General features: G+C 36.6%; 13 protein-coding genes, 1 tRNA gene and 1 pseudogene. 10 read left to right on the top strand and 5 right to left on the bottom strand.

The window, feature by feature from the left end:
* Positions 1-49 precede the first annotated feature (49 nt).
* From ACFIME_RS01880 to ACFIME_RS01860, 5 genes are all read left to right on the top strand, one after another.
* Positions 50-607, top strand: coding sequence for a DUF177 domain-containing protein (locus ACFIME_RS01880; protein WP_375618504.1), 558 nt, complete (start codon positions 50-52; stop codon positions 605-607).
* Between the two features lie 149 nt (positions 608-756).
* Entirely contained in the window at positions 757-1,827 is a 1,071-nt protein-coding gene (gene plsX, locus ACFIME_RS01875; RefSeq protein ID WP_375662133.1) for a phosphate acyltransferase PlsX, read from the top strand.
* Between the two features lie 49 nt (positions 1,828-1,876).
* Positions 1,877-2,851, top strand: a complete 975-nt coding sequence (locus tag ACFIME_RS01870; RefSeq protein WP_375684401.1) for a beta-ketoacyl-ACP synthase III — start codon at positions 1,877-1,879, stop codon at positions 2,849-2,851.
* Positions 2,852-2,928: 77 nt separating this feature from the next.
* Positions 2,929-3,243 carry an integration host factor subunit alpha gene (locus ACFIME_RS01865; RefSeq protein WP_273791377.1) on the top strand — a complete coding sequence of 105 codons (315 nt, stop codon included), beginning with the start codon at positions 2,929-2,931 and terminating at the stop codon, positions 3,241-3,243.
* Between the two features lie 196 nt (positions 3,244-3,439).
* On the top strand, positions 3,440-3,943 hold the full coding sequence (locus ACFIME_RS01860; RefSeq protein WP_375633143.1) for a MerR family transcriptional regulator: 504 nt from the start codon (positions 3,440-3,442) through the stop codon (positions 3,941-3,943).
* 1,048 nt (positions 3,944-4,991) lie between these two features.
* Here ACFIME_RS01860 and thrS read toward each other — a convergent pair.
* From thrS to ACFIME_RS01845, 3 genes are all read right to left on the bottom strand, one after another.
* Complete coding sequence (gene thrS / locus ACFIME_RS01855) at positions 4,992-6,968, bottom strand: threonine--tRNA ligase (protein ID WP_375684400.1); 1,977 nt, start codon at positions 6,966-6,968, stop codon at positions 4,992-4,994.
* A 111-nt stretch (positions 6,969-7,079) separates the two neighbouring features.
* Entirely contained in the window at positions 7,080-7,430 is a 351-nt protein-coding gene (gene yidD, locus ACFIME_RS01850) for a membrane protein insertion efficiency factor YidD (protein WP_375633141.1), read from the bottom strand.
* Positions 7,431-7,859, bottom strand: a complete 429-nt coding sequence (locus ACFIME_RS01845) for an iron-sulfur cluster assembly scaffold protein (RefSeq protein WP_375679302.1) — start codon at positions 7,857-7,859, stop codon at positions 7,431-7,433.
* Positions 7,860-7,984: 125 nt separating this feature from the next.
* Here ACFIME_RS01845 and folE point away from each other — a divergent pair, with 125 nt between their 5' ends.
* The 5 genes from folE (at position 7,985) to ACFIME_RS01820 (ending at position 11,152) form a co-directional block, all read left to right on the top strand.
* The gene (gene folE / locus ACFIME_RS01840; protein ID WP_375633139.1) at positions 7,985-8,596 is read left to right on the top strand and encodes a GTP cyclohydrolase I FolE; all 612 of its coding nucleotides are present in this window, start codon (positions 7,985-7,987) and stop codon (positions 8,594-8,596) included.
* 137 nt (positions 8,597-8,733) lie between these two features.
* Positions 8,734-8,818 (top strand) — tRNA-Leu (locus tag ACFIME_RS01835).
* Positions 8,819-9,010: 192 nt separating this feature from the next.
* On the top strand, positions 9,011-10,183 hold the full coding sequence (locus ACFIME_RS01830; RefSeq protein WP_375618498.1) for an alpha/beta hydrolase: 1,173 nt from the start codon (positions 9,011-9,013) through the stop codon (positions 10,181-10,183).
* Between the two features lie 137 nt (positions 10,184-10,320).
* Positions 10,321-10,827, top strand: coding sequence for a hypothetical protein (locus tag ACFIME_RS01825; protein ID WP_015856440.1), 507 nt, complete (start codon positions 10,321-10,323; stop codon positions 10,825-10,827).
* A gap of 106 nt (positions 10,828-10,933) precedes the next feature.
* Entirely contained in the window at positions 10,934-11,152 is a 219-nt protein-coding gene (locus tag ACFIME_RS01820; protein WP_375662128.1) for a hypothetical protein, read from the top strand.
* Positions 11,153-11,228: 76 nt separating this feature from the next.
* Here ACFIME_RS01820 and ACFIME_RS01815 read toward each other — a convergent pair.
* Together ACFIME_RS01815 and ACFIME_RS01810 are read right to left on the bottom strand one after the other, a co-directional pair.
* Positions 11,229-12,273 (bottom strand): annotated as a pseudogene (locus tag ACFIME_RS01815) (tyrosine-type recombinase/integrase).
* Between the two features lie 8 nt (positions 12,274-12,281).
* Complete coding sequence (locus ACFIME_RS01810; RefSeq protein ID WP_375684399.1) at positions 12,282-12,494, bottom strand: hypothetical protein; 213 nt, start codon at positions 12,492-12,494, stop codon at positions 12,282-12,284.
* Between the last annotated feature and the right edge of the window lie 149 nt (positions 12,495-12,643).

The raw sequence follows: 12,643 nt of genomic DNA, 5'->3' as shown, positions 1-12,643 counted from the left end.
ATAAATAAAAACATAGTGCTTTACGCGTTTTTATGTTTGGGAGTTGTCAATGAATGTTCAAAATGTTCCTCAAATGACATTTGCTTTGGCTTATCCAATATCTGTACGTTCTCTACCTGCTAAAGGTATAAGGGTTCATTTTTGTGCAAACAAAAAAGAATGTACACATTTAGCCCAGAACCATGATTTAATTGAAGTAAAATCTTGTGAGGGAAAATTCCATATTTTCCCGTGGAAAAAACGCGGAGTGCGTATAAAAGGTCTGTTGCAAGCGCGTATACTACAGTTATGTGTTGTTACATTAGAACCATTAGAAAATATCCTTTGTGAAAATATTGAGGTTGTTTTTGTTCCTGAAGATTCAAATTTGATGAAGCCCAAAATATCAGAGGATACAGGGGAATTGTTTTTAGATGTGGAGGGGCTTGATACTCCTGAAGTATTTTATGATGATAAAATTGATATTGGCGCAATCATGGAAGAGTTTTTTGAGTTGTCTATTAATCATTATCCACGTAAAGAAGGGATAAAGATGAATATGGGTGAAAATTTAGAAGAAGCAGAGCGAAAATTCTCTCCATTTTCTGTTTTGAAAAATTGGAAGTGATTGTAAAAACATACAAAAAATATCTATTGTATGCTAAACGGTATTTTCTGCGAAGCGATTTTCGCAAGATGTGCTGTGTGAGTATTCAGGAGCCAAAAATCATAATATGTATTTAAAGATGTAAATGAAAAGATGTGGGATATGCAAGCGTGATTAGAATTTCTGTGGATGTCATGGGCGGTGATTACGGTCCAGAAGCAGCTATTGCAGGAGCAGCAATTGTACAAAAATATTTATCAAATATTTATTTTCTATTTTATGGAGTAGAGGAGGCTGTTCGTCCAGTTTTAAAAAAATATCCCTGTTTGGATTCTGTATCGCGCTTTTGCCCTACAGAAAGTTATACACGCATGGATGAAAAGCCAAGCCAAGCACTTCGTAATGGACGTGGTAAATCATCAATGTGGTACGCCATTGAAGCGGTAAAAAATGGTGAAGCTGATGCTTGCATTTCTGCTGGTAATACGGGTGCACTCATGGCCATGTCTTATTTTTGTTTGAAAATGCTTGCAGAGGCTGAACGTCCTGGTATTGCGGGTATCTGGCCAACACTGCGCAGTGAGAGTATTGTTTTAGATATTGGAGCAACAATTGGTGCCTCTGCTAGTCAGTTGGTTGATTTGGCGGTTATGGGAGCAGGTATGTTTCGCGCTTTATATCACACTGAAAGACCAAGTGTTGGGCTTTTAAATGTGGGGGTGGAAGAGGTTAAAGGACTTTATGAAATAAAAAAAGCAGGAATGATATTGCGTGAAGTGCAATTAGAAGGATTGGAATATAAAGGATTTGTTGAGGGCAATGACATTGGAAAAGGAACAGTCGATGTTGTTGTGACAGAGGGGTTTTCTGGTAATATTGCTTTAAAAACCGCAGAAGGAACCGCGCGACAGATAGGAGAGATTTTAAACTCTGCAATGCGCAGTTCTTTTTTAACATCTCTTGGTTATTTTTTATCACGGGCTGCTTTTCGTATACTGAAACATAAAATGGATCCTGATAGGGTGAATGGAGGAGTGCTTTTAGGTTTGAATGGTGTTGTTATAAAAAGTCATGGCAGTGCTAATGCTAATGGCTTTGCTTCTGCTATCCGCGTTGGTTATAAAATGGTTAATAATGGACTTTTACAAAAAATAACGGCTGATTTACGGCGATTTCATGAAAATAAAGAAACACTTTTTGACCAAGAAGATGAAGCGGTGATGAATGGAGAGTCCTTATGATAAGCTCTTATAATAGAAATGAAAAATTTGAAGAAAAGGTAAGAGCTGAATGATTCGGTCAATTATACGTGGTGTAGGAAGTGCTTTGCCGAAAAGAAGTTTATCAAATGATGAGATTGCAAAGTTTGTTGAAACGTCAGATTCATGGATTGTTCAGCGTACAGGAATACGCCAACGTTATATTGCCAGTGAAAATGAAACAACTGTTTCTTTAGGAGTTGAGGCTGCGCAAGCAGCACTTACAAATGCTGGTTTAACAATAAAAGACATCGATTGTATTATTTTAGCAACGTCTACCCCGAATCGTACTTTTCCTGCTTCTGCTGTTGAAATTCAGCATGCTTTGGAAATGAGCCATGGATTTGCTTTTGATATTCAAGCTGTTTGCTCTGGTTTTATTTTTGCTTTAACAACAGGAGATTCTTATTTACGGTGTGGGGGAGCTAAAAGAATTTTAGTTATTGGATCCGATACATTTTCTCGAATTTTAGATTGGGAAGATCGTACGACATGTGTTTTGTTTGGTGATGGTGCGGGTGCTGTTATTTTGGAAGCACAAGAAACTGAGGGGGGTATTGCTTTTGAGCGTGGTATATTGTCTGCGAAATTGCGCTCTAATGGTGCTTATATAGATAAGCTATATGTTGATGGTGGACCTTCAACAACACAAACGACAGGCTATTTGCGTATGGAAGGACGAGAAGTTTTTAAATATGCTGTTGGTATGATAACGGATGTGGTTGATGATTGTTTTGCAGCTGCAGGTATGGATTCTTCACAACTAGATTGGTTTGTACCTCATCAGGCTAATAAGCGCATTATTGAAGCATCTGCTAAAAAGCTAGGAATCTCACTAGATAAAGTTGTGATTACCGTTGATCAACATGGTAATACGTCTGCTGCATCAGTTCCGTTGGCTTTAACAACAGCTGTTTGCGATGGAAAAATAAAAGAAGGAGATCTTATCATGTTAGAAGCCATGGGAGGTGGATTTACATGGGGAGCAATTCTTATTCGTTGGTAAATTATGGCTACTTGACCATATTTCAAGAAAACGTATAAGTCATTTTGTAATTTTTAATATTTTAATAGGTGGTTATAATGACAAGTAAGACAGTAACGCGTGCAGATTTAGCGAGCGTAGTTTGTAAAAGAGTGGGCTTGTCACATACTGAATCAGCAGCTTTAGTCGAATTGGTTTTGGATGAGATTTGCAACTCACTTGTAAGAGGTGAAGCGGTTAAATTATCTTCTTTTGCAACTTTTCAGGTTCGCAGTAAAAATGAACGTGTTGGACGCAATCCAAAAACAGGTGTTGAAGCACCTATTCCGCCGCGACGTGTTGTGACGTTTAAGGCTGCCAATGTTCTTAAACAGAGAATTTTAGATTCGCATCGTGCAAAACAGAAAAAATGATATCTCATAAATAAATGCCATGGTATGTTTGGTATTTGTTAAAGAAATGTATAAAATAAGGGTCTTTGTTTTTTAGAAAAAGACTGGTGAGTAAGGTGTCAATGATGGTCTTATTTTTGACTAATCTTGTTGAGAAATTGAGACAGAATGAGTCATTGTAAAGTAATTTATTTTGTTTTAAATAAGGTGTTACAAAATGGATAAAAGCTCTGATGCTTTTCGCACAATTAGCGAAGTAGCGGAGTTATTGGAGCTTCCGCAGCATGTCTTAAGATTTTGGGAAACACGTTTTAGGCAGATTAAACCAATGAAACGTGGGGGAGGAAGGCGCTATTATCGTCCGGTCGATGTTGATTTGCTCAATGGTATTAAGCAGTTACTATATGATCAGGGTTATACGATAAAAGGTGTGCAACGCCTTTTGAAAGAAAATGGTGTTGCTTTTGTAACTGCATTGGGTAATGGTGATCTTGATGCTATGAATGTGGTCATAGAGAAGAAACATGCAGGACAAACTTCTGAAAATGCTAGCAATAAGCCTAAGAAATCTTCTTTTGGGCTTTTGAGTTTCATGAGGAGTGAGGGAGAAACATCTGTCGGTTCTGTGAATCTTTACAAAGATAAAACTGATAAAGCATTGTTACAAGAAATTCTGTTTGAACTCATTGAATGTAAGCGTGTTCTTGATAGAGCACGATAATAATATTTTTTTATTTTATATGTGTTTCGTAGATATTTAGATGTTTTATGGATGTGCCCAGAATTTTATACGTTCAACGAGTAGTCATATATCGTATGTGTATATTTAACGAGTTTTTTATAAGAGTTTTTCATTTGGTAAAACATGAAGAAGAGAAAGAATAAACGCTGAGTTTTGCCATTTTTTTTGATTTGGCTTTATAAAAATTAAGGCAATATCTCATCAGTGTAGATTGCGGGATGTAGAATGCCATTAGCTTACCAATTCATGTGCTTGTTTTAAAGAGATGTTTCTTAAGGCTTCTTAATCTTATTTTACCATAATGCCTCGTGAATGATTAATGGTAAACTCGTTGAGTACCGCTATTTTTATACTTATGAAGGTTCAAGTCGGCATCATCATTATAGTTATAGCCTGTTCTCAATGACTGCAACAATCCTTAGCACTTTAGGCGGCTCATTGTAGGTATTTTAAAAGTCCTTTCTCAATAATTTTTATCCACACACTCATTCCGCTTGTTTCGTGCAAGCAAATGATTTTGATAGATTCAACATAAACATATTAAAAATAAGAGAAGCCTATGATATTCGAAACCTTATTTAATATGAATAACGATATATTATCATTATAAATCAATATCTTGTCCTTTTTATAAGGGCTTATCTTACGAATAAGAAATATCATTGTTCAGCTAATTTTACATATTTTTTATTAATAAATATAATCTTGTTTTCAGTTTTCTTGCTTGATGTTGCTATAATTATTGTAATGATCTATCCATGATAGTAGCAGAATCTTTTCATTATAAAGGTAAAAGATTAATGTTATTATTAATATTCAATTGTCTATGATTTTTGCATTTAAACAGCTCATAGCTTACATTCAACTTTTTCACCAATCCACCTTGTAGAGAGAGAGCACGTTACTCTTTCTGGTGATAGGTCATTGTGCATGAAACAAAAACACACTACAATATCAAATTATTTCATTTTGTACAAAAACTGAAGATTTATAGTAAAAAATTAACGTATTACCATCTTCTGTGATATTATGCATTTATTACACGTTGCAAATCTGGAGGTGTTGCTTCATTTGAGAGTTGTTTAATCACATCTTCTACAGATAAAAGGGTTTGATTTGTACTTCCTAAGCGGCGTATATTTACGCTGTTTGTTTCAGCTTCACGTTTGCCACATACCAAAATTACGGGGACTTTTTGTAAAGAATGTTCTCGTATTTTATAGTTAATTTTTTCATTGCGGAGATCTATTGTTGCGGAAAGCCCAACAGCTTTAAGTTTTGCTGTTATTTTTTGGGCATATTCATTTGCTTCGGATGTAATTGTTACAACAACAATTTGTTCAGGAGCAAGCCAAAGTGGCATATGTCCAGCAAAATTTTCGATTAATATACCAAGAAAACGCTCCATTGATCCCAAAATAGCACGGTGGATCATAACAGGTTGACGTTTTTCTGAATCTTTATCAATATAGAATGCACCAAAACGTTCAGGGAGATTAAAGTCTATTTGTGTTGTTCCACATTGCCATTCACGACCTATAGCATCCTTTAATGTATATTCAAATTTTGGACCATAAAATGCTCCTTCACCTGGAAGGATGCTTGTTTTGATTTGTCCTGCAAATTTTGTTTCAATCGTTTTAAGGACAGATTCCATGATACTTTCTGCATGATCCCATAATGCATCAGATCCAACTCGTTTTTCTGGACGTGTTGAAAGCTTAAGACTAATTTCTTTAAAACCAAAATCAGCATAAGTTGATAAAATAAGATCATTAATACTGAGACATTCATCGGCTAATTGTTCATCAGTACAAAAAATATGCGCATCATCTTGTGTAAAACCACGCACACGCATAAGACCATGTAAAGAGCCTGAAGGCTCATAACGATGAACAAGTCCAAATTCAGCAAGTCTAATAGGCAAATCACGATAAGATTTTAAACCATGTTTAAAAATTTGCACATGACCAGGGCAATTCATTGGTTTAAGGGCATAAACATTCCCATGATCTGAATCTTCTGCTGCTGAAATTACTTTGAACATATTCTCCTTATACCAACCCCAATGGCCAGATATTTCCCAGAGTGACCTATCGAGAACTTGTGGTGCATTAACTTCAGCATATTGATGATCATCAAGGCGTCTACGCATATAGCTGATCAAATTTTGGAACATTTTCCAACCTTTTTTGTGCCAAAAAATCATTCCTGGCCCTTCTTCTTGAAAGTGAAATAAGTCCATTTCACGTCCCAAGCGGCGATGATCACGTTTTTCAGCTTCTTCTAGCATATGGAGGTAGGCTTTTAAGTCATTTTCATTTGCAAATGCTGTTCCATAAATTCTCGTGAGCATTGGATTATTGGCATCGCCACGCCAATAAGCTCCTGCAACTTTCATTAATTTGAAAGCATTCCCAATTTGCCCTGTAGATTGCATGTGCGGTCCGCGACAAAGATCAAACCACTCCCCTTGATAATAAACTTTTAAATCTTGATTTTCAGGAATGCTATCAATAAGTTCAACTTTATAAAATTCTTTTTTCTCAGAAAAAACTTTTCTTGCTTTTTCACGAGACCAAATTTCTTTTCTAAAAGGTTTATTGCGTTGGATAATTTCACGCATTTTCTGTTCAATGATGGTGAGATCATCTAATGTAAAAGGTTGTTGGCGTGCAAAATCATAATAGAATCCATTCTCAATGACAGGACCTATTGTTACTTGCGTTTCAGGAAAGAGCTCTTGCACTGCTTCAGCAAGGACATGGGCGCAATCATGCCTTATGAACTCAAGAGCGCGTGAATCTTCTCGGGTAATAATCTCTACTTGACCAGATTGTCCCAATGGATCCGATAAGTCTCGCGTGATACCATCAAGACTATAGGCGACTGCTTTTTTTGCAAGTGATTTAGAAATAGATTCTGCTAATTCCAAGCCTGTCATTTCGGCGGGGTAATTACGTTTTGAACCATCGGGAAAAAAAAGAGAAATAGAGCAAGACATAAAAACACCCTTTTAATCCAATTCCGCTAACGATTGCGGATGGTTTCGTGAAAATTGAGTAAAAAGCTTATAGACTAATTTTTTATCAATACATGTGAAAAAAGAAAAGGATTATTTGTTGTGTTTGTCAGAAATTTTCCAGTAACACCAAGGTTTATAAAAACAGCAAGAATTTCCAAGCGATGGAGGGACTGGATCAAAGCCATCTGTTCCAAAGGGCCCACAACGCATGATACGAAAGAGTCCCATCCATGCACCAGCCCAAAGCCCATGGCGTGCAATCGCTTCATATGTATATTCTGAACAAGTCGGGGCATGGCGGCACTGATTACCTATAAGGCTCGAAAGTGTTATTTGATAGAAACGTATTAAGAAAACACCCAATAATCGTCCGGGTGTTTTTTGCCAAGTGCCTGTGTAATTCCGAGTCAACTTTTTTTGTCTAGATTGTGATTTGAACATTTATTTTTCTTCAATTTTTTGAATGCAGTCTATCGTTGCATCAAAGGGTAGTAGTGTTGCTGCATGGCGCACTTTATAGTCTTTAATGGGCTGTAAGCAAGAAAAATCCTCAAATGGAGCTTGAGGAGAAGGACCATTTTGCGTTAGCATTTGGTAGATAACTTCACGCAATATTTTAAGATCTTGAGTTGTTTGTCCGATGATATGAGATGCTAAAAGTGAAGCTGAAGCTTGCCCTAGCACACATGCATGTATTTCGTGAGCAAAATCAGTAATAATACCATTTTCCACTTTTAAATCTACAGTGATTGTCGAACCACAAAGGTGTGCATGTTTTCTTGATGTTGCATCAGGATTATTAAGACGCCCAATTTTGCCTATATGTGCAGCATATTTAAGTATTTTATCATTATAGATATTATCAATCATGCGCTATTGCCTGAAATTTTGAGAGTCGTGATTGTTTAAACTTTTAATTCGCTTATATAGAGATTATACAAAATGAGATAGGTATGGAGCAAATGCTTTGTATAGAGTAAGCTTGGAGTTTTTGAATGCGTAATGTTGTTAAAGAAGACACAAATTTATCTGAAGAAAAGCGTCCGAGTATTGAAGAGGTGGAAGAGGCGATTCGTACATTACTCTTATGGATAGGGGAAAATCCAAATAGAGAAGGGCTTTTAGATACTCCAAAACGTATAGCCAAGGCATATCGCGAGCTTTTTAATGGTTATAGTCAATCGGTTAAAGAAACCTTAGGTACAGTTTTTGAAGAGGTTTCAGGATACAATGAAGCCGTAATCGTAAAGAATATACCTTTTTATTCACACTGTGAGCATCACATGATCCCAATTATTGGGAAAGCACATATAGCATATCTTCCTAATGCAAAAATTGTTGGTCTTTCAAAAATTGTACGTGTTGTAGATATTTTTTCTCGTCGTTTACAAACTCAAGAAGCTATGACAGCGCAAGTGGCTCACGCGTTAAAAACGTATCTGAAGCCTCATGGTGTAGCAGTATTGATTGAGGCTGAGCACATGTGTATGGCTATGAGAGGAATCCAAAAACAGGGCTCTACAACAATTACAAAAAACTTTCATGGTTATTATGAAAAAGATCAAGCGGCACAAGCACATTTTATGATGATGGTTCAAAGGTCATAGTAAAGCCCATATTTCTCGTAATCTTTATAAAGTTATAAAGCATCCGGATAAAATAAATTATGAGAAAAAGAAAATTGGCTTGTACCTTTCTTTATGATTTGTTAAAGGCTAAAAACCAAGATTTTTTCTTTCCACGTGCGGTCGTGGCGGAATTGGTAGACGCGCAGCGTTGAGGTCGCTGTGGGGCAACCCGTGGAAGTTCGAGTCTTCTCGACCGCACCAGTTAGCAGTGAGTCTCTCCATAATGAGATGAAGTTATGTTAGAGAGAGGGGATTTATAGGCATTATAGAAAAATCTTTTTTGTATGTTATTTGTTGGTGTGTTGCCAATAATGTTTCGTTTTTATTACTTTATCTATGCATTTGAAATGTTATATTTTTATAAGGTGGGGTGAAGTTGCAGTGAGAAGTATAATGATTCTGAGATATTTAACACTTCTTATTTGTATTTCTTTATTATCAGCGTGTAGTGATTCACGTGCTGTACTTTGGCATGGGGTGCATGCAACACCTTCTATGACTGCCGTAGAAAGGGAAGTTGAAGGGAAACCAGTTTCTCCAAAAGCCATCGTTCCAGTGTATGTTGCAACGAGTCGTATGATGCAAAATAATTACGCTCAACCTTATGGTGCAGAGCGATCAAATAAAGTTCATTATAATCGTGTTGACGTAGGAATTCCTCAGCAACATGTAAAGGGGGTTGTTGAAATAAATGCCTATAAACCTACGCATGATAAGTATTTTGCAGCAGTAGCATTGCAAAAATACGATAATAAAGAACAGTTTAAACAGCGATTAAATGCTGCTTTAGCAAAAAAGCCAAAAGGAAAAAGAGAAATTTTTCTTTTTATCCATGGGTATAATAATAATTTTGCAGATGGTACATTTCGTACAGCACAGTTTACACACGATTATTCTTTAAATGTTGTCGCTGTGCATTATTCTTGGCCTTCGGCCGGATCAGTTCCTCTTTATATTTATGATCGTGACAGTGCTAATTTTGCCCGTGACGGATTGATAGAGCTTTTAACACTTATTAGTGAAACCAATGCTGATCAAATTTCGGTTATTGCACATTCTATGGGCAATTTTGTTATAATGGAAGCATTTAGAACGTTAGCGTTACAGGGAAAATATAGGCCTATTCGTCGTATTACAAGTTTATTAATGGCTGCACCAGATATTGATGTTGATGTATTTGAGCGCCAACTTAATGATATAAAAAAACTCCCGCAGCCAACCGCTATTTTAGTATCCAGAGCGGATAAAGCTCTTGCGGTTTCAGGACGTCTTACGGGTGGACATCATCGTGTGGGCGATGGCTCAGATATTGAAATGTTGCGTAAAAATGGAATAGCTGTTCTTGATTTCTCTCATGTGGATGGGGGAGCACACAATGTCTTTGCATCTTCGCCAACATTGATGGCTCTTTCTCGAGAAGGTTCTTTGGCTTCCACAATTATGCAAGGTACAGAATTGTCACCTAGTCAAGCCCTTCTTGCTGATGGTAGTAGTGTGTTGGAAAAAACAACACATCTTATCCTTTATACACCTGTACGTTTTCTCTCTCCACGGATTCCACGTTGATCGTGAAAAGAGAGAAGAGGCTCCATCGAATAATGTATTGGAGGTAATATTTTTTAGCACTTTCTTTAGAATGGTCTTGTAAAATGAAAAATAAATAGCGGGATGAATGTAAAAAACAGTCATTAGGTGAGTTTGTGATGATTGCACGGAAACGCTATGTTAATACGCCTACAGTTGTTGATTATTTATCTCATTCCGCAATTAAGTTATTAGACATTCATGCTATGCTTGTGAAGGTGAGAAAAGGTGATATGGGGGAAAAACCAAATTTATTGCGTCAAATTGATTCTACAAAAAAACAGTTAGATGAGATAAGCCATGCTCTTATTTTAGAATATCGTAAACGCCAAGAAAATGAGCGTTTTTTAAAACAAATTCTGCTATCCATTTCCGATCAACTTTTTGCACTTAATAATGGTTTTAAGGAAACAGGACGTCTTTTTTTTCAAGAAGTTAGAATACTTCAATCTCAGATGCAATGTTTGTATGAGGGAAAGGAGAGGCTGCATTTGTTGAATAGCCAAGAATCTTTTTGTTCTCCATCAAAGATTGATGAAGTCATTAAACAGTTACAAAAAGCACGAGAAAAGCTTATTCTTGAAAGCCCACATCTCTTTGAAAAAAGCACAAAAGCTAAACAATGAAAGTTCTTTAGTTGAGCAGATCGATAATTTGAATTTTACAGCAAAAACGCTGTTAGATAGAAGGCTATAACCTTTTTAAAGAAAAGAATTTGCTTTAATAAATGAAATGCATGTATTTTATACTCTCACTCTTTATCGCATTAAAGCTTTAGAAGACTTTGGTTATATCTTTGCTAAAGTTAAGGCTGATGAATTAGGTGGCTTTATTGAAAATAAATGTTTGTGGAAAGAATTTTACAAAAAACTTTCTGATTCTTTTAATAATAGCCCGCCGGATAATTTTACCAATGTTATGAAGTTGTTAGTATATTCATTAGGCAAATAAAAAGCAAGTAAAATAAAATATTTATGTCTAATATAAGGGAATAGGTGAATCTTGATTCTATTGAGTTTTTTTGCCTCTATCCCTCATCTTTTTGAAGCTTTTTTATGGTTGCAAGAGCGAGTTTTTTACGGTCTGTGCTCTTTGTGTAAAGAGATGCCATAGCATCATTTGTCCAGCCAAAAATTGCTTTGAGTTGTGATACTGTTGCACCAGAATTAGCGGCCACGTTTTGCTGCTAATTTTCTCAATTCATGCGCTGATTTTTTGATACCTGCTTTGGTACACACATTATAAAATGTAATTCCGAAGCTTTTTTTGGGTATTTTTTTCCCGCGTTTACCACAAATGAATGTTTCTTCTCCAATAGGACCAACTTCAAGCGTTTTGGCTAATTCTGGCAAAATTGGGAGAAATACATCTGTTTTAAATTGGCTCTTTTCTGTTTTGATGTGAATGATATTATCTTTGACGTCTTTCCAGCCAATGCGGACCGCATCACCACGACGCAAGCCCGTATATAGAAGAACATCAATCCAGACGCGTTCATGGGTACCATGATGCCATCTTTGATAATATTTTTCGACATCTTCTTCTGTCCAAACAGCAAAGCCCCCCTTATTTTTTAGGGGAGGCCTTTTGACCTCTAAAGTCGGATTGTTTTCCAAAAGACCTTGGTCAATTGCCCAATTAAAAAGCCCATTAAGTACTTTCAGAAATTCTCTAGCCATTGCTGGCGTTTCTTTACGCCGTTCAACTCCAGCTATGATATGTTTCTTATTAATTGCTTGGTATGGGATATCTCCTACGGAATCGCATATCTTCATAAGGATGTATTCTCTTTGTTTCTTTGTGGCTTTAGCGAGGCTATGCCAATTGGAGCTATTAAAATACTGTTTAAGGAGCCATGCAAATGAACCTTCGACTAGCTTACCGGTTTTGGATTTAGGGAGTATAAGCCCTTGTAATTCAGCAAGTGCGCTTTTGTAATTGTCAACAAACTCTTGCGTTCCATAGGTACCACGTATTCTAATACGTTTTCCATGACCAATACGTACATACCATACGATTTTGCCATGTTGGGTAATTTGTTTCACAAGGTGAGGAGGGCGTGGTTTTGGCATGGGAACACCTATAAGATGATATCAAATTCATAATCATCACGAGATAAATTCCATATTTTATCAGGATGTGCTGTTGAGTTTGGTATTGGAATATCTGCTTTAAGATAGATAAGCAGTTCACCGGTAGGTTTGATTTCTATGAGTTCGCATTTTTGCTTTTTCGCTTCTCTTAAAGCGCGAGCAATGGCTGGTTGCGTTATAGCAGCTGGACGAGGCGCCATATCTTTTCTCGTTACATTGAGATGCAATTCACGTGTGGCGTGAATCACGCATTACTTGAAAGTGTTAGGAAGGGTGGGGGTGCTCGTAGATATGCGGGGAACAAAACACCCCCATAAGGTTAAGCAGCTTTTGTTGAGAGTTGTTTTAT

Origin of the sequence: Bartonella sp. AP1QHHD (assembly GCF_042196265.1) — a bacterium.
Classification (GTDB): Bacteria; Pseudomonadota; Alphaproteobacteria; order Rhizobiales; family Rhizobiaceae; genus Bartonella.
The sequence above is the reverse complement of the archived record's forward strand: the minus strand, read 5'-3'. Positions and strand labels throughout refer to the sequence as shown.

What these genes read in the sequence shown, in the direction of transcription:
- ACFIME_RS01860 (WP_375633143.1), top strand. Translation starts at nt 3,440, where the DNA reads ATGGATAAAAGCTCTGATGCTTTTCGCACAATTAGCGAAGTAGCGGAG.
- ACFIME_RS01880 (WP_375618504.1), top strand. Translation starts at nt 50, where the DNA reads ATGAATGTTCAAAATGTTCCTCAAATGACATTTGCTTTGGCTTATCCA.
- ACFIME_RS01830 (WP_375618498.1), top strand. Translation starts at nt 9,011, where the DNA reads ATGATTCTGAGATATTTAACACTTCTTATTTGTATTTCTTTATTATCA.
- ACFIME_RS01845 (WP_375679302.1), bottom strand. Translation starts at nt 7,859, where the DNA reads ATGATTGATAATATCTATAATGATAAAATACTTAAATATGCTGCACAT.
- ACFIME_RS01825 (WP_015856440.1), top strand. Translation starts at nt 10,321, where the DNA reads ATGATTGCACGGAAACGCTATGTTAATACGCCTACAGTTGTTGATTAT.
- ACFIME_RS01870 (WP_375684401.1), top strand. Translation starts at nt 1,877, where the DNA reads ATGATTCGGTCAATTATACGTGGTGTAGGAAGTGCTTTGCCGAAAAGA.
- ACFIME_RS01820 (WP_375662128.1), top strand. Translation starts at nt 10,934, where the DNA reads ATGCATGTATTTTATACTCTCACTCTTTATCGCATTAAAGCTTTAGAA.
- yidD (WP_375633141.1), bottom strand. Translation starts at nt 7,430, where the DNA reads ATGTTCAAATCACAATCTAGACAAAAAAAGTTGACTCGGAATTACACA.
- thrS (WP_375684400.1), bottom strand. Translation starts at nt 6,968, where the DNA reads ATGTCTTGCTCTATTTCTCTTTTTTTTCCCGATGGTTCAAAACGTAAT.
- folE (WP_375633139.1), top strand. Translation starts at nt 7,985, where the DNA reads ATGCGTAATGTTGTTAAAGAAGACACAAATTTATCTGAAGAAAAGCGT.
- ACFIME_RS01810 (WP_375684399.1), bottom strand. Translation starts at nt 12,494, where the DNA reads ATGGCGCCTCGTCCAGCTGCTATAACGCAACCAGCCATTGCTCGCGCT.
- ACFIME_RS01865 (WP_273791377.1), top strand. Translation starts at nt 2,929, where the DNA reads ATGACAAGTAAGACAGTAACGCGTGCAGATTTAGCGAGCGTAGTTTGT.